A 25931-nucleotide genomic window follows, 5' to 3' on the forward strand; every position below is an offset into this window, starting at 1 on the left:
GATCGCCCATCGGGCCGGCGCGCCGTCGCCGCCGCGCACCGCCGCATCCGCCGCCGCACCCCAGAGGCGCGCGAGTCCGGCGACCGTGTACCCGGCGGCGCGAAGATCGTCGGCAACGTCGGGCGCAGCATCCAGGTCCACCGACCCAATTCAACCGTGTCCACGCAGGTGCGCCCCGTAGAATCTCCCCGGATGCGTGGTCCGAGACGGCCCGCCCGCCCCGAGAACATGACCGTCCCCTTCGCCCACGCGGGCATGACCGCGACGCGCCGTCGGCGAGCTGTCCTCGTGGGCATGCTCATCGCGATGCTCGTCCTCGTCGTCGGGGCGCTCCCGGCCGCCGCGGCGACACCGACGCCCACGCCGACCGCGAGCGGCGAGCTCACCGCGACGCTGGCCGCTCTCGGCGACGGCGAGGTCGCCGCCGGCGACACCCTGCCGGCGACGCTGGCCGTCGACAACGGCACGGCGGACGCCGTCTCGGCGGGCACCGTCACCCTCATGCTGGCCGACCAGGCGCTCGCCGGCCGTGCCGACCTGGCGTCCTGGCTCGACGGCGGCGACGCCCCGGCGGGGACCGCGGTCGCGACCGCGGAGCTGGGCACCATCGCCGGCGGCGCCAGCGCGGCCGCGAGCTTCCTGGTCGCCGGCGACGCGGAGGCGCTGACCTCGCGTGCCGCGGGCGTCTATCCGCTATGGGTCACGATCGACACCGTGACGGCCCGCAGCGTGATCGTCGTCCCGAGCGGCGAGAGCGCGACCGTGGGCGTGGTGGTCCCGATCACCGCGGGTGCGCTGTCGACCGGCCTGCTCACCACCGACGAGCTGAGCACCCTCACCGCCGAGGACGGTGCCTTGACGCAGCAGCTCGACGCCGTCACCGGCACCTCCGCGATCCTCGCCGTCGACCCGGCCATCCCGGCATCCATCCGCGTGCTCGGCACCGCGGCGCCCACGACCGCACAGGACTGGCTGACGCGGCTGGAGGAGTTGCCGAACACCCGCTTCGCGTTGCAGTTCGGGGATGCCGACGTGTCGACGCAGCTCGCCGCGGGGCTGACCTCGCCGTTGCAGCCCACCTCCCTCGTGTCCTACATCGACGAGACGGATTTCCCCGCCGAGCCGGAGCCCACCCCGAGTGCGACGGCGACGACCGGCACCGAGAGCACGGTCCCCGATCTGACGACCCTCCTCGGGATCGGGGCGAGCACGGCGGACGCATACTGGCCCCCCACGGGCACGACGTCCACGTCGATCGTGGACACGCTGGCGGCCGCGACGCCGGGCGCGGTGACTCTGGTGGCCTCGACCGCGACGACGGCGGGGGCCGGCGGCGCGACCGTCGCCGCGAGCGGGAGGACGGATGCCGGCAGCGGCATACTCGTGTACGACGCTGCCGTCTCCACGGCGCTCGGCACCGCTGCGAACATGACGGACGCCACCGCTCGCAGCGCGGCGCTGGCCACGGCGTCCGCCTATCTCGCCTTCGCCTCGGCCGACGCCGCCGGCACTCCGCTGCTGGTCGCCGTCGACCGCAGCGCCAGCGTGTCCGAGACGAGCCTGCGCGCCGCGATCACCGCCGTCACCGACGCCACGGGGGTCACGGCCGCCGGCCTGGACGCCCTCACGGCGGCCGCGCAGAGCACGCTGTCGCTGGTCGACGAGACCGTCGACCAGACCCGCACCGATGCACTCGCGGCGCTCGAGTCCGGCGCCGACAGCATCGCCCGCTTCGCCACGATCCTGGACGATCCCGCGCTGCTGACCGCGGCGGAGGACGCCGAGATCCTGCAGCTGCTCGGCGCGGCCTGGCTGACCCGGTCCGCCGACTGGCAGCAGGCTCTGACCGACCACGCGGCCCAGACCGCGGACACGCTGGCGTCGGTGTCGATCGTGCCGCCGACCTCCATCAACCTGCTCACCGCGGGCACCAACCTCAAGTTCTGGATCCACAACGCCCTGCCGTACGCCGTCCACGTGACCCTGTTCGCGTCGCCGGACGATCTGCGGCTCACCGTCGACCACCAGACCGACGTCACCGCGGCCGCCGCCTCCGCCGACGCAGCGAGCAACACGCCGGTCGAGGTGCCGGTGCGCGCGCGCATCGCCAACGGCGAGGTGAGCATCACCCTGACGCTGCGCAGCCCCACCATGGAGCCGATCGGCGGCCCGCAGGTCGTCGACGTGAACGTGCGCGCCGACTGGGAGAACGTCGGCGTCGCCATCCTGGTGGTGCTCGTCGGCGCGTTCCTGACGATCGGCATCATCCGCACGGTGCGCCGGCGCCGGCGCGCCGCGGCGAGGAAGGCGGACGCATGAGCGGGCTCGCACGCGCCAGCGTGCTGCTGGGCGCGGGCACGCTCGTCTCGCGGCTGACCGGACTGATCCGCTCCATCGTGCTGGTGGCGGTCATCGGCTCGAACCTGTCGCGTGTGGCGGACGCGTTCATGCTGGCCAATCAGCTGCCGAACAACATCTATGCGGTCATCTCGGCGGGGGTGCTCACCGCGGTGATCGTGCCGCAGATCGTGCGCGAGTCGGCGCGGTCCGACGGCGGCAGGCGGTTCCTGTCGGCACTGTTCACGGCCGGCACGGTCGTGCTGCTGGTCGTGACGCTCGTGGCGACCGTGTGCGCGCCGCTGCTGATCGCCCTGTACGGCGCGAAGTTCACTCCTGAGCAGCAGGCGCTCGCCACCGCCTTCGCCTACTGGTGCCTGCCGCAGCTGTTCTTCTACGGGTTGTACGCGCTGCTCGGCGAGGCGCTCAACGCCCGCCGCGTGTTCGGTCCGTTCACCTGGGCCCCGGTGGTCAACAACATCGTCTCGATCCTCGGATTCATCGGCCTCATGCTGGTCTTCGGCTCCGACCTGACCGCCGTCTCCGAATGGACGCCGGGCATGATCGCCGCCCTCGGCGGCACCGCCACCGCGGGCATCATGCTGCAGGCGGTCGTGCTCCTGCTGTTCTGGCGTCGCACCGGGCTGCGGCTGCGCCCCGACTTCCACTGGCGAGGGCTCGGCTTCCGCAGCATGGCGCGCCTCGCCGGCTGGACCGCGCTCATGGTCATCGTCGGCCAGGTGGCCGGGTACGTGCAGACGCTCCTGGTAGGCGCAGCCTCCGGTCAGGGTCCCGCCGTCGCGGTGATGCAGAACGCCTGGCTCGTGTTCATGCTGCCGTACTCGGTCATCGTCCTCTCCATCGGCACGCCCTACTTCACCCAGCTCAGCGAGCACGCCGCGGCGCGACGGACGGATGCCGTCCGGGACGACATCCTGGCCAGCATCCGCATCATGGGCCTGTTCGTCGTCGTGGCCACGGCCGCCCTGGCGGTCGCCGCGGTGCCCGCCACGCGCGTGTTCGTCAACTCCGCCCAGGATGCCGCCGCCGCCGCCCCGGTGCTGCTGGCCTATCTCGTCGGCCTCGTGCCGTTGGCCGCCATCTTCATCGTGCAGCGCACCTTCTACGCCTACGACGACACGCGCACACCCTTCGTCTTCACCCTGATCCAGGGCGCCCTGGTGGTCGGAACCGCCGTCGCCGCCGCCATGACCCTGCCGCTCGAGTGGCTCGCGGCGGGCATCGCGCTCGGGCAGTCGCTGGCGAGCCTGGCGCAGCTGATCATCGCGTCGATCCTGCTCAGCCGCCGCATCGGCGGCATCCGGGCGGGGGCGTGGATGCGCTCGCTCGCCCGCTTCGTCGGCGCCGCGGTCCCCGCCGCCGCCGCCGGCTGGCTGACCTTCCTGCTGCTGGGGGGCGAGTCCGGCTGGACCGTGTCGGACAAGGTCTACGGAGCGGCCGGCACCGCCGTGATCGGCGCCGTCGTGGGAGTCGTGTATCTCGGCGTCCTGGTGCTGTTCCGCGCGCCGGAGGTGGGCCCGGCGATCGCGATGGTGCGCCGGGTTCTCATACGCCGGTAACCGGGGACACCGCCGTGGAATGACCCACGGCTACCATGTGTTGAGCACCTCGGACAAGGAGACATACGTGCGCAAGCTGATCATCGTCGGTTCCGGGCCGGCCGGATACACCGCCGCCATCTACGCGGCCCGTGGCGGCCTCGCCCCGCTCGTGATCGCCAGCTCGGTCGAAGCGGGCGGCGAGCTGATGAACACCACCGAGGTCGAGAACTTCCCCGGCTTCCCCGAGGGCATCCAGGGTCCCGAGCTCATGACGAAGATGCAGGAGCAGGCCGAGAGGTTCGGGGCCGAGATCGTCTACGACGACGTCGTGGGCGTCGACCTGGGCGGGATGGTCAAGAAGGTCGTGCTCGGCAGCGGCAAGGAGTACGAGGCCGACGCCCTCATCTACGCGACCGGCTCCGCCCCTCGAAAGCTCGGGCTCGACGGCGAGTCGCGGCTGTCCGGCCGCGGCGTCTCGTACTGCGCCACCTGCGACGGCTTCTTCTTCCGCGAGCGCGTGATCGCGGTCGTCGGCGGCGGCGACTCCGCGCTGGAGGAGGCGACATTCCTCACCAAGTTCGCGTCGAAGGTGTACGTCATCCACCGCCGAGACGAGCTGCGCGCGTCGAAGATCATGCAGGAGCGTGCGTTCGCGAACGAGAAGATCGAGTTCGTCTGGAACAGCGCGGTGGCCGACATCCTCGGTCAGGACGCGGTGACCGGTGTGGTGCTGGAGGACACCGTGGACGGCAGCCGGCGGGAGCTGGCGCTGGAGGGCGTCTTCGTCGCGATCGGCAACGACCCGCGCACGCGTCTCGTGACCGGGGTGCTCGAGACCACCAGCGCCGGCACGGTGTGGGTGGACGGCCGCTCCTCGCGCACGTCGGTCCCGGGCGTCTTCGCCGCCGGCGATGTGATCGACCCCATCTACCGCCAGGCGGTCACCGCCGCCGGCAGCGGCACGGTGGCGGCACTCGACGTCGAGCACTATCTCGCCGCCCTCGGCGAGGCCGGCGAGCCGGATGCCACGGCGGACCAGATCGAAGGCCTGCCCGCGCTCTGACCGGGAACAACGCCGCATCCCGCCGCGTTTGTGCATCCATACGACTTCCACCGAAGGAGACCCCATGACCGCGAAGGCCACCAGTTCCCGCACCTGGACCGAGGACGTGCTGGAAGCCGACGGGCCCGTCCTCGTCGACTTCTGGGCCGCGTGGTGCGGGCCGTGCCGCATGGTCGCGCCCGTCCTCGACGAGATCCAAGCCGAGAACACCGGCAAGATCACGATCCTGAAGCTCAACGTCGACGAGAACCCCGACCTCGCGATGAAGTACCAGATCACCTCCATCCCCGCGATGAAGGTGTTCCAGGGCGGCGAGGTCAAGACGACGATCGTCGGCGCCAAGCCGAAGTTCGCGCTGGAGCAGGACCTCGCGCCGTACCTCGGCTGAAGACCCCTCCGCGTCCCGGCTCAGGATGCCTCGGTGCGCACCGTCGCGTCCCACCGACGGCTCGTGTTGGTCCTTCCCAACAGCCGCCACACCGCGCGTGTGAGCGGGGGGTAGTCCAACGCGATCTGGCGGAGCACCCGGTAATGGCGCGCCTCGGTCGGCTTGACCCCGCCGGACTCGGCGATGTTCTCGGCGCGCAGCAGGAACACCACGAGCTCGTCGACCGTGGGCAGATCCTCCATGAACTCCCAGGGGTCCTCGCCGGCGCGCAGTCGCTCGGCGATCAGTGCCGACAGCTCGTCGCTCGCCTCGGCCCGCAACAGCTCCAGGCTCGCGCGGCGGCGCGGGGAGGGGTCGGGGTGGCTCACCCTCCCAGCCTACGCGTCAGCGGACTCCCCGCCGCCGCAGCGGTGGCACCGTCTGGAGCGAAGGTCCTTCGGATCTTCGGGTCACCGGCCGAGGGAGTCCTCGCCCAGGACCGTGAGGATTCGGTTGAGATCCTGGATCGTCGCGAAATCTATGTTGATCTGGCCTTTTCGTGCTCCGAGGGTGATTCGGACGCGGGTGTCGAGGCGATCTCCCAGGCGATCGGCGACCTCGTCGAGGTGAGCCCGCCGGGCGCCCGCCTTGGGCGCGGGCCGCTTCGGCGCCGGTACGCCCTTCGCCGCCGCCTCGGCTGCGCGGACCGACAGGTCCTCGTTCACGATCTTGTCGGCCAGGCGCTGCATCGCGTCGGCGTCCGCCACGGACAGGATCGCCCGGGCGTGACCGGCGCTGAGCACGCCCGACGCGACGCGCTGCTGCACCGGCACCGGCAGCCGCAGCAACCGGATGGTGTTCGAGATCTGCGGGCGCGACCGGCCGATGCGGGTGGAGAGCTCGTCCTGCGTGATGCCGAAGTCCTCGAGGAGCTGCTGGTACGCCGACGCCTCTTCCAGCGGGTTCAGCTGTGAGCGGTGCAGGTTCTCGAGCAGGGCATCGCGCAGCAGGTCCTCGTCGGCGGTGTCCCGCACGATCGCGGGGATCTTCTCCAGACCGGCCTCCCGAGCCGCGCGCGTACGCCGCTCGCCCATGATGAGCTCGTACACGCCGTCTTCACGCGCACGCACCACGATGGGCTGCAGCACGCCGAACTCCCGCACGCTGTGCACGAGCTCGGCGAGGTCGTCCTCGTCGAACACGCTGCGCGGCTGCTTGGGGTTGGGCACGACCAGACGCGGGTCGACCTCGATCAGACGAGCCCCCGGCACGACCAGCAGATCATCGGCAGGTGCCGCCTCGGCGGGAGTCGTGTCGGCCGGAGCATCGCCGGCATCCGTCGTGCCGGGGAAGAACACGTCGACGGGGCGCGACTCCGTCGCCGCCGTCGGGATGAGCGCGCCGATCCCTCGTCCGAGTCCAGTCCTCTTGGCCATCAGGATTCCTCTCCCTCGCCCGCCGCATCACGGGCCAACAGTTCGACCGCGGCTTCCCGGTAAGCGATCGCGCCCGCCGAGTTGCCGTCGTAGGCGATGACGGTCTGCCCGAAGCTCGGAGCCTCGGAGACCCGCACGGACCGCGGGATGACGGTGCTGAGCACCTCGTCGCGGAAGTGGTTCCGCACCTCATCCGCGACCTGCTGCGCGAGTCGCGTGCGACCGTCGTACATCGTGAGCAGGATCGTGGAGACGCGCAACGGCGGATTCAGATGCTTCTGGATCATCTGCACGCTGCCGAGCAGCTGGCTGAGACCCTCGAGTGCGTAATACTCGCACTGGATCGGGATCAGCACTTCCGCCGCCGCCGTGAACGCATTGATGGTGAGCAGCCCGAGCGATGGCGGGCAGTCGACGAGCACGACGTGCGGCGGCTCCGACGCGGTGCGCAGGTACTCCTCGAGCGCCCTGGCGAGGCGATGCTCGCGCGCCACCTGCGAGACGAGCTCGATCTCGGCGCCGGCGAGGTGGATCGTGCTCGGCGCACACGTCAGCAGCGCCGACTCCGGGCTGGTCTGCACGACATCCGCCAGCGGGACCTCGTCGATGAGGACGTCGTAGACGCTCGGCACGTCCGCGGTGTGCGGGACGCCGAGTGCGGTCGAGGCGTTCCCCTGCGGGTCGAGATCGATGACCAGCACGCGCGCTCCGACCGAGGCGAGGGCGGCGGCCAGGTTGACGGTCGTGGTCGTCTTGCCGACACCGCCCTTCTGGTTCGACACGGTCATCACCCGCGGCGACGTGGGCAGCACGACCGAGACGTCCGCCAGCGCGCGCCGGCGCGCGCTCAGATCGGCGAGCTCGCGGGCCAGGGGGGTGTCGTCGATGGATGCCGCCGACTGCTCCTCGGAATGTTTCACGTGAAACACAACACCTCTCGACTGCGGTCGGACACCGCATCCACTGTACCTACGCGGCGCGAGTCGTCGAATGCGGGACGCACGCGATCGCGGCGATGTTTCACGTGAAACATCACGCGCGCACCCTCGCGCGCAGGACCCGCGTCGGCTCGCCCAGCCAGTCCGCGCCGACGAGCTCGACGCGCACGTCGCTGAGACGGGCGCCCTTCATCTGCGTGGCCGCCTTCCCGATCTCCGCCTCCACGTTCGCGCCCTTCAGCAGGATGAGCTCGCCGCCGTCACGCACCAGGGGAGCGGTCAGCGGGATGAGCGTCCGCAGTGCCGAGACCGCTCGCGCCGTGACCGCGTCGAAGACCGCGCCGCCGGCCCACTCCTCGCTGCGTGCCCGCACGACGCGCACGTTGTCGATCGCGAGCTCGGCGACCTGCTCCTCGAGCCAGGCCACCCGGCGCTCCATCGGCTCGATCAGCGTCCACTCGACGTCCGGCGCGGCGATGGCGCACACCAGACCGGGCAGCCCCGCGCCGGATCCGACATCGGCGGCGCGACCGCCGAACAACGGCGCGACGACCGCGCTGTTCAGGACGTGCCGGGACCAGAGACGCGGCAGCTCCTGTGGTCCGATCAGACCGCGGAGCTCACCCTCCCGCGCCAGGTTCGCGGTGAAGGCACGGGCGAGGTCCAGTCGATCCCCGAAGATCCGTGCCGCGGCAGCCGGCTCCGGCTCGACCGATGTTTCACGTGAAACATCCATCACGAGCGACGGATCACCGTGTGCCGCTGGGGCCCTTCGCCGTACGACTCCGACACGAGACCGCGGTCGGCGACGATGTCGTGGACGAGCTTGCGCTCGTAGCTCGACATCGACGGCAACGACGCCTGGGATGCTCCCTCGTCGAGACGGGCGACCGCCCGATCGACGAGGATCTCGAGCTCGCGGCGACGCGCATCGCGCGAGCCGCCGATGTCCAGGATCAGGCGTGAGTAGTGACCGGTGCGGCTCTGCACCGCCAGGCGGGTGAGCTCCTGCAGCGCCGTGACGGTGTCCGGGTCGGCCAGCCGGTCCAATGACGGATTCGCGCCGTCGGACTGTACCGAGACGTAGGCGCGGCCGTTGCGGACGTCGAGGTCGAGGTCACCGTCGATGTCGGCGATGTCCAGCAGCCCTTCGAGGAAGTCGGCTGCAGCGTCGCCCTCGCCCTCCAGCTCGGACAGCGACTGCTCAGCGGGATGTTCGGTCTCGGTGCTCATGGGTGGTCTCCCCGCTCAGGAATCGGCTGCGGGGGAGTCTTTCACCCCGTCGGTCTTCGGCTGCTGACCGGTCTGCTTGGCGGCCTGCTTCTTGGCACGCTGCTTGCTGACCGGCTGCTGACGCTTGGGGGCAGCCTCGCGCAACCGCTCGGCGTCCGCCAGCATCCGCTGCTGCTCCGCGTTGTACTTCTCCATGGTGACGATGCGCCCGTTCGAATCGATCGCCTTGCCGCGCCGGGCCAGCCGCTCCTCACGGATCTTGGCCGCCTCGGAGCCGGGAGTCGGCATGTTCCGGATGACCATGAACTGCTGGACCATGGTCCACAGGTTGCTGATGAACCAGTAGACGACGACGCCGAGCGGGAAGAAGACGCCGGAGAAGATCATGCCGAGCGGGATGATGAACATCATGATCCGCTGCATCTGATACGCCTGGCCGGTCTTGGCCTCCGGCGACAGGTTCTTCGAGATGATCTGGAGCTGCGTGAAGAACTGCGAGCCGATCATCAGGACGACGAGGATGACGAGGATCGTGACCGTCGCCTGCCAGCCGTCCTGCTGGTTCTGCACCGAGTCGGCGAGCGTCTCATGCAGGGACGCGACGCCGAAGAGCTTCGCGTCGTTGAACTGCGTCGTCAGCTCGACGGTGAGCGGACCGACGCCGCCGATCCCGCTCTGCGCATGAGAGGCCACATCGTGCAGCACCGAGTACAACGAGAAGAAGATCGGCATCTGCACGAGCAGCGGCAGACACCCGGAGACCGGAGACGTGCCGTTCTTCTTGTACAGCGCCATCGTCTCGCGACTCATGGCCTCGCGCGAGAGCTGATCCTTCTTGCCCTTGTACTTCTCCTGGATCTTGCGCAGCTGCGGCGCGATCTCCATCATCTTCCGCTGGCTCTTGATCTGCTTGACGAACAGCGGGATGAGTGCTGCGCGCACCACGATCACCAGACCGATGATCGACAGCACCCACGTCAGGCCGGAGGCCGGGTCGAGTCCGACGAAGCTCCAGATCGCGTGCCATGCGACGAGAACGAGCTCGACGAGCCATTTCAGCGGCCACAGAACCGTGCCGAGAAGATCCAACGGGATCAGTCCTTTCGGGAGGGCACGACGAACCCGTGCCGGGTGAGATCATGGGCGAAATCCGGATGCGGCGGCGGGTCGTCCACGCCACCCGCAGCCCAGGGATGACAACGCCCGATGCGCGCGGCGGCCAGCGCCGCGCCCTTCACGGCACCGTGCTGCTGCACCGCGCCGACCGCGTAGGCGGAACACGACGGGTAGTAGCGACACACGTCGCCATAGGCGTGGGAGATGGTCGCGCGATAACCGTGGAGAATCATCAGCAGCATGTTGCGCGGCAGCAACGGCACGGACCGCAGCCACTGCGCCGCATCCATCCTCGCCTCGCCTCGAGCGGACGCCGGCAACGTCGCCGAGCTCATGCCGCCCGCCGTTCCAGGCATCGACCGATCTCGGCACGCAGCACGCCGAAGTCCGCGGACGCCGCTGCCGGCAGCGCGCGGATCACGATCCGGGATCCGGCGGCCACGCGCGGCATCTCCTGTGCGCAGATCGCTTTGAGCCGTCGCCGCACGGTGTTGCGCACGACCGCGCCGCCGACCTGCTTGCTGACGATGAAACCGAAACGCGTCGCGCCCGACTGCGCGGGCGCGACGACGTAGGTGATCGCATGCGGACCGGAGCATCGCGCGCCGCGACGGACGACGGCCTTGTACTCGGCGCCGTCAGTCAGTCGGTTCGCGCGCGGGAGCACTCGGTCAGGCCGAGAGCTCGGTGCGGCCCTTGGCGCGGCGTGCCGACAGGATGGCACGCCCCGCACGGGTGCGCATGCGGGCGCGGAAGCCGTGCTTCTTGGCACGACGGCGGTTGTTGGGCTGGAACGTGCGCTTGCTCATGGGATCACTCCGGATCGGATGCCACCGGAACGCTCGGCCGGGGCGGGAAGGGACTGCCGGGAAGGCAGAAGTCAACCGATTAAGGCTACGACGTCGGCGCAGAGAACTCAAACCGAGACGAAAGAGCAATTATCCACGCGCATCGTCGACACCGGTGCACCGACACGCGACGAGCCCGGATGCGGTTTGCCCTCGCGCCCCCGCCTGACTAGCGTGGCACAGTCAGTTATCCACAGGTTCTCACAAAGCCTCGACGCACGACGATCAGGGGGCGCATGTCAGTGCAGGACGCATCGGAGGTCGCGGTGTGGTCGGCCGTCCTGCGCATCCTCGCGACGGACGACCGCGTCTCCCCGCAGATGCAGGGCTTCCTCAACCTCGCGGTCCCACGCGGGGTCATGGCCGGCACGCTGTATCTGGACGTTCCGAACGAGCTGACCCTCGCGCAGCTGAACAAGCGACTCCGGATGCCCATCCTCGAGGCGATCGCCCGGAGCGGCGACGAGTCGGTGACCGCGTTCCGGGTGATCGTCGAGCCCGAGCTCGCCGATCAGACGCCGGTCGTGCCGGAACCGGCGGCGGTCTCCGACGATCCGCGCGACGGCGCCCCGGACGCAGAGCCCGAGGCCGTCACGCGGCCGGCGGCGACGACATCCGCCCCGCCTCGCGCCGACACCCGGCTGAACCCGAAGTACACCTTCGAACGATTCGTCATCGGTCAGTCCAATCGCTTCGCCCATGCCGCGGCGGTCGCGGTCGCCGAGGCGCCCGCGAAGGCGTACAACCCGTTGTTCGTCTACGGCGACTCGGGCCTCGGCAAGACGCATCTGCTCCATGCGATCGGCGACTACGCCCTGACGATGTATCCCGGCGTGCGAGTGCGCTACGTCTCCAGCGAGGAGTTCACGAACGACTTCATCAACTCGATCGCGAACAACCGCGGAGCGGCCTTCCAGGCCCGCTACCGCGAGGTCGACATCCTGCTGATCGACGACATCCAGTTCCTGCAGGGCCGGGCAGAGACGCAAGAGGCCTTCTTCCACACCTTCAACACGCTGCACGACCACGACAAGCAGGTGGTGATCACCAGCGACGTGCCGCCGAAGCACCTCACCGGCTTCGAGGACCGCATGCGCAGCCGCTTCGAGTGGGGCCTCATCACCGATGTGCAGGCGCCCGACCTGGAGACGCGCATCGCGATCCTGCGCAAGAAGGCGCAGAACGAGCGGCTGCAGATCCCGGACGAGGTGCTGGAGTACATCGCCACCGTCGTCTCCAGCAACATCCGTGAGCTCGAGGGCGCGCTCATCCGGGTCTCCGCGTTCGCGAGCCTGAACCGTTCGGCGCTCGACATCTCCCTCGCGCAGACCGTGCTGCGCGACATCGTCGACCAGAACGATGCGAACGTCATCTCGCCGACCGACATCATCACCGCGACCGCGCAGTACTTCAAGCTCTCGGTCGACGATCTCTACGGCTCCAGCAGGTCGCAAGCCGTCGCCACGGCGCGCCAGATCGCCATGTACCTGTGCCGGGAGCGCACGAACCTGTCCCTGCCGAAGATCGGCCAGCTCTTCGGCGGCCGGGATCACACCACCGTCATGTATGCCACGCGCAAGATCAGCGATCTCATGAAGGAACGCCGGTCGATCTACAACCAGGTCACCGAGATCACGTCGCTGCTCGGCCGCGCCGGCCGCTGAGTCGGGCGCGCACTCGCCCCCGGGCCGACGCAACATAACCGGCTTCTGCGTCGGCGCTGTTGACAGATCGGCAAGAGATCGTCATCATCTGCTTCTGCACAGTGTGGAAAAGATGTGGATAACTGGGGATCGTCGACCTCACGATGTGAACAGGCGGTGACGCCCTGTGGAAGAGCCCGTCGACGCCCGCAGACCTGCACGTCGACGGCATCGCGGCTGTCCGCAGCCGGTCCACATCTCACAAGGATGTAGTTCCCATGGCCTCAGCACGATCCACCGACTTATCCACACTGTCCACAACGGTGATGAATATGACAGATACCTATTCCGAAGAGGGTCATCCGATCACCCCGACCGGCGTCGAGGCCCATGACGGGGTGCGCTTCGACGCATGCCGCGGCGCCACTAGCATGGGAGATCAAGTTCGATGACGAGGGAGCGTCCGTGAGATTCCAGGTCAACCGCGATGTGTTCAGCGAAGCGGTGTCGTTCGTCGTCAAGCTTCTGCCGCAGCGCAATCCGCAGCCGATCCTCGCCGGTGTCCTGATCGACGCCTCGGATGCCGGGCTCTCGCTCTCGGCGTTCGACTACGAGGCGTCCGCACGCACCACGATCGAGGCGACCATCGACGAGCCGGGCACGATCCTGGTGCACGGCCGGCTCCTGTCCGACATCGCCAGCCGGCTCCCGAACGCGCCGGTCGAGATCGCCGTCGACGACGACGGCATCGTTCTCACCTGCGGCTCCGCCCGATTCACCCTCGCATCGATGCCGGTGCAGGAATATCCGGCGATCCCCGAGGTCTCGGGAGAGTCGGGGCTCGTGCCGGCCGAGGTCTTCGCCACCGCGATCGCGCAGGTCGCGTTCGCGGCATCCCGCGACGACGTCACCCCGGTGCTCACCGGCGTGCAGCTCGAGGTCTCGGGCACCCGGCTGAGCCTGGTCGCCACCGACCGCTACCGCGTGGCGCTGCGCGACGTGCCATGGGACGCCGACGGAGCGATCGAGGACGCGACCGCCCTCGTGCCGGCGCGCACGCTGCAGGAGGTCGGCAAGACCTTCGCCCACGGCGAGAACATCCAGATCGCGTTCTCGGGCTCCGGCGATCGCGAGATCATCGCGTTCAGCTCCGGCAACAAGACGGTCACCTCGCTGCTGATCAAGGGCAACTTCCCGCCGGTGCGACGGCTGTTCCCGGATCAGACCGACCACTACGCGGTCGTGAACACCGGTGAGCTGACCGAGGCGGTTCGTCGCGTCGCGCTCGTTCTCGACCGCTCCGCGCCGCTGCGGTTCACCTTCGGTCCCGACGGGGTGGCCATGGAGGCGTCCGGCACCGAGCAGGCGCGCGCGACCGAGTCCGTCGATGCGACCCTGACCGGCGACGAGGTGACCCTCGGCCTCAACCCGCAGTACCTGCTGGAGGCCCTCACGGCCGTGCGCAGCGAGTTCACCCGTGTGACGTTCACCTCGAGCGACAACGCGAACAAGCTGAGCCCGATCCTGGTCACGCCGCAGACCTCCGTCGAGCGGGGCGGCGAGGACACGTTCAAGTACCTGCTGCAGCCGAACCTGCTGCTGCGCTGAACGTCGTCGCCCGTGGGTAGGCTTCCCCGGTGATCGTGGAGCAGCTGAGTCTCGCCGACTTCCGCAACTACACGAGCGCCGACATCGCCCTCACGGCGGGGACGAACCTGTTCGTGGGCCGCAACGGGCAGGGCAAGACGAATCTCGCCGAGGCGATCGCCTACCTCGCCACGCTCGGCTCGCACCGGGTGTCCGCGGACGCCCCGCTCGTGCGGGCCGGTGCGGATGCCGCGTTCGTGCGCGCACGGCTCGCCCACGGCGGGCGGCGCGTGACGCTCGAGCTCCAGATCTCCAAGCAGGGGTCGAACAAGGCGCGTATCGGCGGCTCCCCGGTGCGCACCGCCGAGCTGCCGCGCTACGCGCAGGTCGTCCTGTTCGCGCCGGAGGACCTGCAGATCGTCCGCGGCGACCCGTCCGCGCGTCGGCGGTTCGTCGACCAGCTCCTGGTCCAGCGCAGCCCCCGCATGGCGGCCGTGCTCGCCGACTACGATCGCGTCCTCAAGCAGCGGGGCGCCCTCCTGAAGTCGGCCCGGGCGCGCGGCATCCGCGGCGACGCACTGTCGACGCTCGACGTGTGGGACGACAAGCTCGTCGCGCTCGGCGCCCAGATCATCGACGCCCGTGCGGCCCTGACGGCGGTCCTCACCCCGCCGGCGATCACCGCCTATGCGCAGATCGCCGGCGCAGATCATCGTCCCGAGCTCGAATGGGCGAACTCGATCCGCGGTTTCGACCCCGACGAGGATGCCGCGACGGCCGCTGCCGCGACCGCCGGTTCCACCGAAGAGCTCTTCCGCGCCGCGCTCGGAGCCCGGCGCTCCGCCGAGCTCGACCGGGGACTCACCCTTGTCGGGCCGCATCGCGACGACCTGCTGCTGCGCATCCGGGGACTTCCGGTGAGGGGCTACGCCTCCCACGGCGAGTCGTGGTCTGTCGCTCTCGCGCTGCGGCTCGCCTCCGCCGAGATGCTCCGGGCGGACTCGCCGATCGGCGACCCGGTCGTGATCCTCGACGACGTGTTCGCCGAGCTCGACGCCGACCGGCGCGCCCGGCTCGGTGATCTCGTCGCCGGCTACGAGCAGGTCATCGTGACCGCGGCGGTCGAGGCCGATGTGCCGGACGCGCTGCGAGGGCGGACGGTTCGGATCGAGGCGGGCGTGATCCGGAGCGTCGAGGATGACTGACCCCGAGGTTCCGGAGACGGTCGCGATCTATCTGCGCCTGCGCGGCCTCGAGCCCACCGGACGGGGGAAGCGCCGCCGACGTCGCGTCGAGGACGACGAGAACGCACCGTTCACGCCCGGTCGGGACCCGCAGGGCCTGGGCGACGTGCTCATCGGCTGGACCGCGCAGGCGGGGTGGGAGCCGGAGCTCTCCCGCGAGGACCTCATCCGGCAGTGGGGCGAGGTGGCCGGCGAGGGGACCGCGGCGCACACGCGCCCGACCGGCCTGGAGCGCGGCATCCTCACGGTCGCGTGCGACTCCACGGCGTGGGCCAAGCAGCTGCGGCTGATGCGCGCCCAGATCGTCACGCGCATCGGCGAGCGGTTCCCGGAGGCGGGCGTGGAGGACGTGCGATTCATCGGCCCGGACGTCCCCTCCTGGAAAAAGGGGCCGAGAGCCGTTCCAGGGCGGGGTCCGCGGGATACCTACGGCTGAGACATCTCCGTAGATGGGGCGGCGGATTTCGTGACGCCACACGGCCATACAGCCCCGCTGACGGTCGCGATTCGATAGGATCGATGTACCCCGTCTACATCACCGGAGCGCTCGAAACCTATGACGACTGACAACCCCGCCGACGTTCCGGACTCTCACCCCGCGAATACCTCCGGAAACGACTACGGGGCCGACGCCATCCAGGTGCTCGAAGGCCTCGAGGCCGTGCGCAAGCGCCCCGGCATGTACATCGGATCGACCGGCCCGCGCGGTCTCCACCACCTCGTGTACGAGATCGTGGACAACTCGGTCGATGAGGCGCTGGCCGGGTATTGCGACACGATCGAGGTGACGATCCTCGCCGACGGCGCAGTGCGCGTCGTCGACAACGGCCGCGGCATCCCGGTGGGGATCAACACCGCCCAGGGCGTGTCGACAGTGCAGGTGGTGCTGACGATCCTGCACGCCGGCGGGAAGTTCGGCGGCGGCGCCTACGCCGTCTCCGGCGGCCTGCACGGCGTCGGCTCGTCCGTCGTGAACGCCCTGTCGACGCGCCTCGAGGTCGAGGTCCGGCAGCAGGGACACGTCTGGCGCCAGTCGTACCGGGACGGCGGCGTGCCGCAGGCGCCGCTCGCCAGAGGCGAGGAGAGCTCCGAGACCGGAACGACGATCACGTTCTGGCCGGATCCGGAGATCTTCGAGACCGTCGACTTCGACTACGACACGCTGCGCACCCGCTTCCAGCAGATGGCGTTCCTGAACAAGGGGCTGACCATCGCGCTGCGCGACGAGCGGCCCGACGCGCTCACCGAGGAGGAGGTCGACGGCAAGCCCGAGCTGCTCCAGCTGAGCGATCGCTTCCTCTACGAGCGCGGCCTGGTGGACTACGTCGAGTACCTGAACCGCGGCCGGAAGGCCGAGCCGGTGCATGCCGACGTCATCGACTTCGAGGCCGAGGACCCGGTGCGCAAGATCTCGGCCGAGATCGCGCTGCAGTGGACCACCTCGTACACCGAGAACGTCTTCACGTACGCGAACGTCATCAACACGCACGAGGGCGGCACGCACGAGGAGGGGTTCCGAGCGGCGCTGACGACGCTCGTCAACAAGTACGCACGGGCCAACAACCTGCTCAAGGAGAAGGACGACAACCTCTCCGGCGAGGATGTGCGTGAGGGCCTCACCGCCGTCATCTCGGTCAAGCTGTCCGAGCCGCAGTTCGAGGGGCAGACCAAGACGAAGCTCGGCAACACCGAGGCGAAGGCCTTCGTGCAGAAGGTCGTCGGCGACCAGCTGGGCGACTGGTTCGACCGCAACCCGGCGCAGGCCAAGAACGTCGTCCGCAAGGCGATCGACGCGTCGACCGCGCGCATGGCGGCGCGCAAGGCTCGCGAGACCGCCAGGCGCAAGAGCGTCTTCGAGTCGGCATCCATGCCCGACAAGCTCAAGGACTGCACCAGCAAGGATCCCGCGATCAGCGAGATCTTCCTCGTCGAGGGCGACTCCGCCGGCGGCTCGGCGGTGCAGGGTCGCGATCCCCACACGCAGGCGATCCTCGCGCTGCGCGGCAAGATCCTCAACGTCGAGCGCGCGCGCCTCGACCGCGCCCTCGGCAACAACGAGATCCAGGCGATGATCCAGGCCTTCGGCACCGGCATCGGCGAGGACTTCTCGATCGAGAAGGCCCGCTATCACAAGATCGTGCTGATGGCGGATGCCGACGTGGACGGCCAGCACATCACGACGCTGCTGCTGACACTGCTGTTCCGCTACATGCGCGGACTCATCGAGGCCGGCTTCGTGTATCTCGCGCAGCCGCCGCTGTACCGGCTGAAGTGGTCGAACGCTCCGCACGAGTACGTGTACAGCGACCGTGAGCGGGACGCGCTGCTGGCCGACGGGCTGGCGGGCGGGAAGCGGATCCCGAAGGACAACGGCATCCAGCGCTACAAGGGTCTCGGCGAGATGAACCCGAAGGAGCTGTGGGAGACCACGATGGACGCCACGACCCGCACCCTGCTGCAGGTGACCATCGACGACGCGGCCGCGGCGGACGAGGTGTTCTCCACCCTCATGGGCGAGGACGTCGAGTCGCGGCGCCACTTCATCCAGCGCAACGCCAAAGACGTGCGCTTCCTGGACATCTGATCGCGCAGCCGGCGAGAGAACTGAGTACACATGGCCGACGAAGAACGCCCCGACCTCACCGCTGAGCACAACCACGGCAAGATCGACCAGGTCGATCTGCAGTCGGAGATGCAGCGCAGCTACCTCGACTACGCGATGAGCGTGATCGTCGGCCGTGCGCTGCCCGACGTGCGCGACGGTCTCAAGCCGGTGCACCGCCGCGTGATCTACGGCATGTACGACGGCGGCTACCGCCCCGACAAGGCGTTCTCGAAGTGCGCGCGCGTGGTCGGCGAGGTGATGGGCCAGTACCACCCGCACGGCGACTCGGCCATCTACGACGCGCTCGTCCGCCTGGTGCAGCCGTGGTCGTTGCGTTACCCGCTCGCCGACGGTCAGGGCAACTTCGGGTCTCCCGGGAACATGGGTGCCGCCGCCCCCCGGTACACCGAGACCCGCATGGCGCTGCTGGCGCTGGAGATGGTGCGCGACATCGACGAGGAGACCGTCGACTTCGAGCCCAACTACGACGGGCGCACCCAGGAGCCGTCGGTGCTGCCGGCACGGTTCCCGAACCTGCTCGTCAACGGATCGGTGGGCATCGCGGTGGGCATGGCCACCAACATCCCGCCGCACAACCTGCGCGAGGTCGCCGCCGGTGCGCTGTGGGCGCTCGAGCACCCCGAGGCCACGCCCGAGGAGCTGCAGGAGGCGCTGCTGCAGCGCATCAAGGGCCCCGACTTCCCGACCGGCGCGCAGATCCTCGGCACCCGCGGCATCCTGGACGCCTACCGCACCGGGCGCGGCTCGATCACGATGCGCGCGGTGGTGAACGTCGAGGAGATCCAGGGCCGGACGAGCCTGGTCGTCACCGAGCTCCCGTACCAGGTCAACCCGGACAACGTGGCGGCCAAGATCCGCGACCTCGCCCGGGACGGCAAGCTGTCGGGCATCGCCGACATCCGCGACGAGACCAGTGACCGCACGGGTCAGCGCCTGGTCATCGTGCTCAAGCGGGACGCCGTGGCCAAGGTCGTGCTGAACAACCTGTACAAGCACACCCAGCTGCAGGAGAACTTCGGCGCGAACATGCTGGCGATCGTCGACGGGGTGCCCCGCACCCTGCCGATCGACGGCTTCGTCACCCACTGGGTCGCGCATCAGATCGACGTGATCGTGCGCCGTACCGCCTTCCGGCTGCGCAAGGCCGAGGAGCGCATGCACATCCTGCGCGCGTACCTCAAGGCGCTCGACGCGCTCGACGAGGTCATCGCCCTGATCCGCCGTTCGCCCACCGTCGACGAGGCCCGTGACGGCCTGAAGGTGTTGCTCGAGATCGACGACGTGCAGGCCGACGCGATCCTGGCGATGCAGCTGCGTCGGCTGGCGGCCCTCGAACGGCAGAAGATCGTCGACGAGGCGACGGAGCTCGAGGCGCTCATCGCCGACTACCGGGAGATCCTCGCGACGCCGTCGCGACAGCGCACGATCGTGCGGGAGGAGCTCACCGAGATCGTCGCGAAGTTCGGAGACGAGCGTCGCACCGACATCCTGCTCGGCTTCGACGGGGACATGTCGATCGAAGACCTGATCCCCGAGGAGGAGATGGTCGTCACGATCACCCGCGAGGGCTACATCAAGCGCACCCGCAGCGACAACTACCGTTCGCAGCACCGCGGCGGGAAAGGCGTGAAGGGCGCGAGCCTGCGGGCCGACGACGTGGTCGAGCACTTCTTCGTGACCACGACGCATCACTGGCTGCTGTTCTTCACGACGAAGGGACGCGTGTACCGGGCGAAGGCGTACGAGGTGCCGGAGGCCGGCCGCGACGCGAAGGGCCAGCACGTCGCCAATCTGCTGGCGCTGCAGCCGGACGAGCAGGTGCGGCAGATCCTCGACATCCGCGACTACACCGCGGCCGCGTACCTCGTGCTCGCCACCCGCGGCGGACTCGTGAAGAAGACCCGTCTCGGCGAGTACGACACCAATCGTCAGGGCGGCGTCATCGCCATCAAGCTGCGCGAGGACGACGAGCTGGTCAGCGCGCTGCTGGTGAACGAGGAGGACGACATCCTGCTGGTGAGCCGGCACGGCATGTCGTTGCGTTTCACGGCGACGGACGACTCGCTGCGGCCGATGGGCCGCTCGACCGAGGGCGTGAAGGGCATGTCGTTCCGCGACACCGACCGCCTGCTGTCGGCATCCGTCGTGCGCGACGAGGGATACGTGTTCGTCGTCACCGAGGGCGGGTACGCCAAGCGCACCGCCGTGGACCAGTACCGGCTGCAGGGACGCGGCGGCCTGGGCATCAAGGTGGCCAAGCTCACCGACGACCGCGGCGATCTCGCCGGCGGGCTCATCGTGAGCGAGGACGACGAGGTCTTGGTGGTTCTTGCCAGCGGCAAGGTGGTACGCTCGGCCGTCGCGGAAGTGCCCGCCAAGGGCCGCGACACCATGGGCGTCGTGTTCGCCCGACCCGATGACGACGACCGGATCATCGCGATCGCACGCAACGGCGAGCGGACCATCGCCGATGGGAGCGAGCCGGACACCGAGATTCCCGAGGAAGGTACGCAGGAATGAGCACGGTAGCCGACAAGCTCGCCCGGAAGTCGAGCAGCAAGACGAGCGCCAAGCAGGTGCGCCTGCGCCTGGTCTACGTGGACTTCTGGTCGGCGGTCAAGCTGTCGTTCCTCGCGGCGGTCGCGCTCGCGGTCGTGACGCTCGTGTCGTACTTCCTCATCTACCTGGTCGTGCAGACCACCGGCCTGATCGGCAAGGCCGACGACCTGTTCTCGTCGTTCTCCGACGGCAGTGTGACGCTCAGCCAGTTCGTCGGTCTGCCGCAGGTGATGGCGTTCGCCGCGGTCGTCGCGATCCTGAACCTGGTCGTCGTGACCGTGCTCGGCGCGGTCGTCGCCGGCATCTACAACCTCGCGGTCAAGGTCACCGGCGGCCTGCTGGTCGGGTTCACCTCCAACTGACCCCGATTCGAGATTTCGATTCGCCTCCGGTAAAGTCTTGGAGGTTGGCGGCGCGAGCCGCCCATGGTTTCGGGGCTATAGCTCAGGCGGTTAGAGCGCTTCACTGATAATGAAGAGGTCCCAGGTTCAAGTCCTGGTAGCCCCACACGAGACTCCCGGGGGCCTTAGCTCAGTTGGTAGAGCGCCTGCTTTGCAAGCAGGATGTCAGGAGTTCGAATCTCCTAGGCTCCACAGCTCCTTCGCGATCGGCCGCGCCGATGTCGTCGCCGTGTCGATGCGGCCGAGAGCGTAGAGCTGGATGGCGGCCGCTGCCGCGCCCTCCGCCCAGTCGTAGAAGCTGGTGTGGCGGATGTCGACCTCCACCCGATGCGCATGCGGATCCCGATTCCGGTCCAGCTCCGTGCGCACCTCCTGCCAATACCGGTCCGCCAGGCCGACGCCGTCACCGGTGACCTGGATGTTGTGCACCATCGCGACGTTCGAGATGGTCGACAGGAGCCGCCCGAGGGCGCGCGCCGAGGCCAGCACGACGTGACGCGCCACCGGGTCGTCCTGCTCCGCGAGCTGCAGGCACTCCTCGTAGCCCACGGGCCGGCCCAACGCCGCCGAGACCGTGGACACGATCCCGACCGAGGTCAGCATCGCCGCAGCGCACCCGTGATGGCCGAGCGGGCACAGCGGGCCGGTGTTGTCCAGCACCATGTGCCCCACCAGGGTGATGCCGGTGTCCTCGTCGAAGATCGGCTCGCCGCCCACGACGAGGCCGTACCCGATGCCGGCGCCGATCGTGACGAGCGCGAACGAGGGACTCTCACGACCCGCACCGAACCAGGCCTCCCGTGCGGTGCAGGCGCCGACGTCGTTGACGATGACCGTGGGCAGCGACGTCGCCTCCCGAACCAGGCGGCCGAGGTCGACGTCATGCCAGTCGAGGAACTCGGAGTAGGGGATCCTCGTCCCGTCGACGATCCGGCCGGACGCGGCGACCCCGACGGCCGTGATCGACGCACCGTCGCGCACCTCGTCGACGAGCGCCGCGACCACGTCGACGACGGCGTGCGGCTCCGTCTCGGGGAGGGGGCGATCCGACTGCTTCAGGATCTCCGCGCGAAGGTTGGTGAGCACCGCGTATGCGTGGTCGCCGGTCAGCTTGACCCCGACGAAGCGATAGGGGTCCGGCAGCACGTCGATCGGCTCGGTCGGCCTTCCGCGCGAACGGCGGGACGTCGGCGCCGCCTTCAGCTCTTCCAGGAACCCCTGCGCCAGCAGCGGCTTGGTCAAGCGGGTGAGGCTGGTCGGCGACAGCCCGAGACGCTGTGCCAGGGCGCTCCGGTGCTCCGGGCCGTGGATCAGCACCTCCACGGCGACGCGTCGCTCCGGAGCGCTCAGGCCGCGCCAATCCGGATGCGACGGTGCCTCGCTCATCTGGGCCCCCCTTCATCCCGGACACGCTTTCCAAGCGAAAACTAATCGTAGCAAATCCTGCCGGATCGCGGCCCACGGGGCCACATTCAGGCAACTCTTGACAAGACTTATTTTTACTTCAACAATATTTCCGGACGCAGAGGAGCGTAGATGAGATGTCGATGATGAGATCGCAGAACGGCGGTGCCGTCTTGAGCACGCCTCGGCGTCCCGGGCGAACCGTGGACGCCGTCACGCGCCCGCCGGCACGCGGGCGGCGCCGCGGTGACTCGCGCGTGGCGTACCTGCTGATCCTTCCCGTGGTGCTGGGGTTCGTCGTGTTCTATCTGTATCCGGCGCTGCGCAGCATCGGATACAGCTTCACGGACTACAACCTGTTGTCGGAGCCGAACTGGGTGGGCGCGGACAACTACGCGCAGATGCTGCAGGACCCCCAGTTCTGGAACGCGCTCGTGGTGACCCTCGAATACGTCGTCATCAACATCGGCGTGCAGACGGTGGTCGCCGTGGTCCTGGCCGTGCTGATGCACCGGCTCACGAAGTCGATACGGGTGCGAGGGATCGTGCTGATGCCGTACCTGGTGGCGAACGTGATCGTCGCGCTGGTCTGGTACTGGATGCTCGACTATCAGATCGGCATCGTCAACGTCGCACTCGACGCCCTCGGGATCGATCGACAGGCCTTCTTCGGTTCGAGCGCGCTGGCGATCCCGACCATCGCGTTCGTCAACGTGTGGCGACATGCGGGGTACACGGCGTTGCTCGTGTTCGCCGGTCTGCAGTCCATTCCCGTCGACGTGTACGAGGCGGCGGAGATCGACGGCGCGGGGCCTATCCGCACCTTCCGCAGCGTCACGCTCCCGCTGCTGCGCCCGGTCCTGGCGCTGGTGCTCGTCGTGACCGTCGTCGGCTCGTTCCAGGTGTTCGACACGATCGCGGTGACCACCCAGGGCGGTCCCGTCCACGCCACCCAGGTCATCTACTACTACATCTGGGAGATGGCGTTCGAGCGGTCCAAGTTCGGCTACGCCTCGGCCATGTCCGTGTTCCTGTTCGTGGTGCTCGTCGCCGTCGCCGCCTTCCAGCTGAAGCTGATGAGGGCCAACGAATCGGATCTGGCATGAGCGGCTTGAGCGAGAGCGCGCTCGTCGCGGCGCCCCTCCCCGCCCGTCGGCCACGGCGCCGGCCCTCCGTCGGCAGGATCGTCGGCTGGGCGTTCATGCTCGTCGTGATCGTCGCGACACTCTTCCCCTTCTACTGGATGCTGCGCACGGCCCTGTCGAACACCCAGGCGCTCGCCGCGGACCCCACCTCGTTGCTCCCGGTCGGCTTCACCTGGGACGCGTTCGCGCGGGTGCTCGGCCTGGCCAGCACCAGCGATGCGCTCGCCCAGGGCGGATCCGGCGCCTCGATGAACTTCTGGCTGTACCTCGGCAACTCCGTCGTCGTGTCGACCACGATCACCGTCTGTCAGGTGTTCTTCTGCGCCCTCGGCGCCTACGCTTTCGCCCGCCTGAACTGGCGCGGACGCGATCAGGTCTTCTTCGTCCTGTTGACCGCACTGATGATCCCGCCCATCTTCACGATCCTGCCGAACTATCTCACGATCAAGTCGCTGGGACTGACGCAGACGCTCGCGGGGATCATCCTCCCGTCGGCGTTCATGACCCCCTTCGCGCTGTTCTTCCTGCGCCAGTTCTTCCTCAGCGTCAACCGTGAGATCGAAGAGGCGGCGACGCTGGACGGCCTGGGCCGGATCGCCATCTTCTTCCGCATCATCCTGCCGATGTCGTGGGCGCCGGTCACGACGCTGGCGGTGCTGACCTACATCACGTCGTGGAACGACTACATGTGGCCGCTGCTGGTGGCCTCGAAGGACCAGGTGAGGGTTCTCACGGTGGCGCTGGGAGTGTTCAAAGCGCAGACGCCCACCGGGACGCCGGACTGGGCCGGTCTGATGGCCGCCACGGTCGTCTCGACCATCCCGTTGCTCGTGCTCTACGCGGTGCTCGGCAAACGCATCGTCAACTCCATCGGCTTCACCGGGCTCAAGTAGCCCCGAAGAGGCGCGGCAAAGACGTCGCGCCGTCCCCGGCCGGCGCAGAGCCGCCCGGCCCTGCAATCAACAGAAAGGTCCCTGATGAGAAGAAACGGCTATCGAATGGCGGCGGCATCGCTGGTGATCGCGGCGCTCGGGGCATCGGCGGGCTGCGCCGCGGCCGGCACCGACTCGGACTCGAACGTCGAGATCACCTACTGGCTGTGGGACACGGCGCAGCTGCCGGGTTACCAGCAGTGCGCCGACGACTTCCACGAGCAGAACCCCGATGTCACGGTGAACATCGAGCAGTACGCCTGGGACGACTACTGGACGCAGCTGCAGACCGCGATGGCGACCGAGTCGGCGCCGGACGTGTTCACCGACCACGTGACGTACTATCCGCAGTTCGCCTCTTCGGGACAGCTGCTGGACATCTCCGACCGCGTGGAGGCGGCCGGCATCGACCTCACCCAGTACCAGGAGGGCCTCGCAGACCTGTGGGTCGGCGAGGACGGCACCTCGCGCTATGGTCTGCCCAAGGACTGGGACACCGTGGCCCTGTTCTACAACACCGAGATGATCGAGGACGCCGGGTACACCGCCGAGGATCTGCAGAACCTCACCTGGAACCCGGACGACGGCGGCACGTTCGAGAAGCTCATCGCCCACCTGACCGTGGACGCGAACGGCGTCCGCGGCGACGAGGCCGGCTTCGACCCGACGAACGTGGCCGTGTACGGCCTCGGCAACGACAACGCCGGGTCGGGCTTCGGCTCCACGCAGTGGGCGCACTTCGCCCTCTCGGACGGCTGGTACTACGTCAACGACAACCCGTGGGGGGACGAGTTCTACTACTCCGACTCGGCGTTCGAGGACACCATGGCCTGGTGGACGGGCCTGATCGACAAGGGCTACATGCCGTCGCTGGCGGTCTCCGACTCGGGGGTGTCGATGTACGAGGCATACGCCGCCGGCAAGTATGCGCTGCTCCCCGACGGTGACTGGGAGGCCAAGACCTACGCGAGCGCGGACGGCATCACCACCGGCTTCGCCCCGTTGCCGTCGGGTCCCGACGGCGAGAGCGTCAGCGTGATCAACGGGCTGTCGGACGGCATCTGGGCCGGCACCGAGCATCCCGACGAGGCGTTCGACTGGGTCGCGTACATGGCGTCCACCGCGTGCCAGGACGTCATGGCCGAGCAGGCCGTCATCTTCCCCGCGATCTCCAGCTCCACCGAGAAGGCGGTGCAGGCGTTCTCGGACAGCGGCATGGACGTGAGCGCGTTCACCAGCTACGTCGACTCCGGCAACACGTACCTGCTGCCGATCGCGGACCACTGGGCGGACGTGGTGGCCATCATCAATCCGACCATCGAGTCGATCATGAACGGCGACGCCGACGTGAGCTCGCTCGATGACGCCAACGACCAGGTCAACGCACTGTTCCAGTGACGGGGCGGCGGCCCCTGCCGCAGTTCCCGGGGTGGTGCCGTCCCACGGAAAAGGACGGCACCACCTGCCTCACCCGCGGATGCACACGACGC

General features: G+C 68.8%; 24 protein-coding genes and 2 tRNA genes. 16 read left to right on the top strand and 10 right to left on the bottom strand.

The features are described 5' to 3' along the window. The first annotated feature begins 192 nt into the window (after positions 1–192). From QM626_RS00725 to trxA, 4 genes are all read left to right on the top strand, one after another. Entirely contained in the window at positions 193–2319 is a 2127-nt protein-coding gene (locus tag QM626_RS00725; RefSeq protein ID WP_415072877.1) for a DUF6049 family protein, read from the top strand. Next, complete coding sequence (murJ, locus tag QM626_RS00730; RefSeq protein ID WP_415072879.1) at positions 2316–3917, top strand: murein biosynthesis integral membrane protein MurJ; 1602 nt, start codon at positions 2316–2318, stop codon at positions 3915–3917. The genes QM626_RS00725 and murJ overlap by 4 nt, the downstream gene beginning before the upstream one ends. 67 nt (positions 3918–3984) lie before the next feature. Then, entirely contained in the window at positions 3985–4962 is a 978-nt protein-coding gene (gene trxB / locus QM626_RS00735) for a thioredoxin-disulfide reductase (RefSeq protein ID WP_415072881.1), read from the top strand. A gap of 64 nt (positions 4963–5026) precedes the next feature. Then, positions 5027–5350, top strand: coding sequence for a thioredoxin (gene trxA, locus QM626_RS00740; RefSeq protein ID WP_415072883.1), 324 nt, complete (start codon positions 5027–5029; stop codon positions 5348–5350). A 20-nt stretch (positions 5351–5370) separates the two neighbouring features. Here the strand turns inward: trxA and QM626_RS00745 are convergent, their stop codons facing one another. The 9 genes from QM626_RS00745 to rpmH form a co-directional block, all read right to left on the bottom strand. Next, the gene (locus QM626_RS00745; RefSeq protein ID WP_415072885.1) at positions 5371–5718 is read right to left on the bottom strand and encodes a tryptophan synthase subunit alpha; all 348 of its coding nucleotides are present in this window, start codon (positions 5716–5718) and stop codon (positions 5371–5373) included. Between the two features lie 81 nt (positions 5719–5799). Further along, complete coding sequence (locus QM626_RS00750) at positions 5800–6765, bottom strand: ParB/RepB/Spo0J family partition protein (protein WP_415072887.1); 966 nt, start codon at positions 6763–6765, stop codon at positions 5800–5802. Beyond that, a complete protein-coding gene (locus QM626_RS00755) occupies positions 6765–7685 on the bottom strand; it encodes a ParA family protein (protein WP_415072889.1) in 921 nt (306 codons plus the stop codon). Before QM626_RS00755 ends, QM626_RS00750 begins: the two co-directional genes overlap by 1 nt. A gap of 112 nt (positions 7686–7797) precedes the next feature. Continuing rightward, a complete protein-coding gene (rsmG, locus tag QM626_RS00760; RefSeq protein WP_415072974.1) occupies positions 7798–8439 on the bottom strand; it encodes a 16S rRNA (guanine(527)-N(7))-methyltransferase RsmG in 642 nt (213 codons plus the stop codon). Beyond that, positions 8439–8936: a protein jag gene (locus QM626_RS00765; RefSeq protein ID WP_415072891.1), complete on the bottom strand. Its 498-nt coding sequence runs from the start codon at positions 8934–8936 to the stop codon at positions 8439–8441. Before QM626_RS00765 ends, rsmG begins: the two co-directional genes overlap by 1 nt. A 15-nt stretch (positions 8937–8951) precedes the next feature. Beyond that, positions 8952–10025, bottom strand: a complete 1074-nt coding sequence (yidC, locus tag QM626_RS00770; RefSeq protein WP_415072893.1) for a membrane protein insertase YidC — start codon at positions 10023–10025, stop codon at positions 8952–8954. Positions 10026–10030: 5 nt separating this feature from the next. Further along, positions 10031–10342 carry a membrane protein insertion efficiency factor YidD gene (gene yidD, locus QM626_RS00775; protein ID WP_415072895.1) on the bottom strand — a complete coding sequence of 104 codons (312 nt, stop codon included), beginning with the start codon at positions 10340–10342 and terminating at the stop codon, positions 10031–10033. Between the two features lie 41 nt (positions 10343–10383). Then, positions 10384–10719: a ribonuclease P protein component gene (gene rnpA, locus QM626_RS00780; RefSeq protein ID WP_415072897.1), complete on the bottom strand. Its 336-nt coding sequence runs from the start codon at positions 10717–10719 to the stop codon at positions 10384–10386. A 4-nt stretch (positions 10720–10723) separates the two neighbouring features. Further along, entirely contained in the window at positions 10724–10861 is a 138-nt protein-coding gene (rpmH, locus tag QM626_RS00785) for a 50S ribosomal protein L34 (RefSeq protein WP_022879826.1), read from the bottom strand. 275 nt (positions 10862–11136) lie between these two features. Here rpmH and dnaA point away from each other — a divergent pair, with 275 nt between their 5' ends. The 9 genes from dnaA (at position 11137) to QM626_RS00830 (ending at position 21152) form a co-directional block, all read left to right on the top strand. Further along, on the top strand, positions 11137–12564 hold the full coding sequence (dnaA, locus tag QM626_RS00790; protein WP_415072900.1) for a chromosomal replication initiator protein DnaA: 1428 nt from the start codon (positions 11137–11139) through the stop codon (positions 12562–12564). Positions 12565–13008: 444 nt separating this feature from the next. Then, the gene (dnaN, locus tag QM626_RS00795) at positions 13009–14151 is read left to right on the top strand and encodes a DNA polymerase III subunit beta (RefSeq protein ID WP_415072902.1); all 1143 of its coding nucleotides are present in this window, start codon (positions 13009–13011) and stop codon (positions 14149–14151) included. A gap of 29 nt (positions 14152–14180) precedes the next feature. Next, entirely contained in the window at positions 14181–15335 is a 1155-nt protein-coding gene (gene recF, locus QM626_RS00800) for a DNA replication/repair protein RecF (protein WP_415072904.1), read from the top strand. Then, entirely contained in the window at positions 15328–15810 is a 483-nt protein-coding gene (locus QM626_RS00805) for a DUF721 domain-containing protein (protein WP_415072906.1), read from the top strand. Before recF ends, QM626_RS00805 begins: the two co-directional genes overlap by 8 nt. A 120-nt stretch (positions 15811–15930) precedes the next feature. Further along, positions 15931–17958, top strand: coding sequence for a DNA topoisomerase (ATP-hydrolyzing) subunit B (gene gyrB / locus QM626_RS00810; RefSeq protein WP_415072908.1), 2028 nt, complete (start codon positions 15931–15933; stop codon positions 17956–17958). Positions 17959–17988: 30 nt separating this feature from the next. After that, positions 17989–20520: a DNA gyrase subunit A gene (gyrA, locus tag QM626_RS00815; RefSeq protein WP_415072910.1), complete on the top strand. Its 2532-nt coding sequence runs from the start codon at positions 17989–17991 to the stop codon at positions 20518–20520. Next, the gene (locus tag QM626_RS00820) at positions 20517–20921 is read left to right on the top strand and encodes a DUF3566 domain-containing protein (RefSeq protein WP_415072912.1); all 405 of its coding nucleotides are present in this window, start codon (positions 20517–20519) and stop codon (positions 20919–20921) included. Before gyrA ends, QM626_RS00820 begins: the two co-directional genes overlap by 4 nt. A gap of 71 nt (positions 20922–20992) precedes the next feature. Next, positions 20993–21066 (top strand) — tRNA-Ile (locus QM626_RS00825). Positions 21067–21079: 13 nt separating this feature from the next. Then, positions 21080–21152, top strand: a tRNA-Ala gene (locus tag QM626_RS00830). On the opposite strand, the gene QM626_RS00835 is transcribed toward QM626_RS00830, so the two are convergent. Continuing rightward, entirely contained in the window at positions 21126–22346 is a 1221-nt protein-coding gene (locus QM626_RS00835; RefSeq protein WP_415072914.1) for an ROK family transcriptional regulator, read from the bottom strand. The two genes, QM626_RS00830 and QM626_RS00835, sit on opposite strands and share 27 nt — an antisense overlap. Positions 22347–22621: 275 nt before the next feature. Between QM626_RS00835 and QM626_RS00840 the strand changes: the two genes are divergently transcribed. The 3 genes from QM626_RS00840 to QM626_RS00850 all read left to right on the top strand — a co-directional run bounded on the left by QM626_RS00840 (position 22622) and on the right by QM626_RS00850 (position 25839). After that, the gene (locus QM626_RS00840) at positions 22622–23470 is read left to right on the top strand and encodes a carbohydrate ABC transporter permease (protein ID WP_415072916.1); all 849 of its coding nucleotides are present in this window, start codon (positions 22622–22624) and stop codon (positions 23468–23470) included. Further along, complete coding sequence (locus tag QM626_RS00845; protein ID WP_415072922.1) at positions 23467–24402, top strand: carbohydrate ABC transporter permease; 936 nt, start codon at positions 23467–23469, stop codon at positions 24400–24402. Before QM626_RS00840 ends, QM626_RS00845 begins: the two co-directional genes overlap by 4 nt. A gap of 105 nt (positions 24403–24507) precedes the next feature. Next, positions 24508–25839, top strand: a complete 1332-nt coding sequence (locus QM626_RS00850; protein WP_415072931.1) for an ABC transporter substrate-binding protein — start codon at positions 24508–24510, stop codon at positions 25837–25839. The last annotated feature ends 92 nt before the right edge of the window (positions 25840–25931 follow it).

The sequence above is a fragment of the Microbacterium sp. genome (assembly GCF_047606385.1).
Taxonomy (GTDB): Bacteria; Actinomycetota; Actinomycetes; order Actinomycetales; family Microbacteriaceae; genus Microbacterium.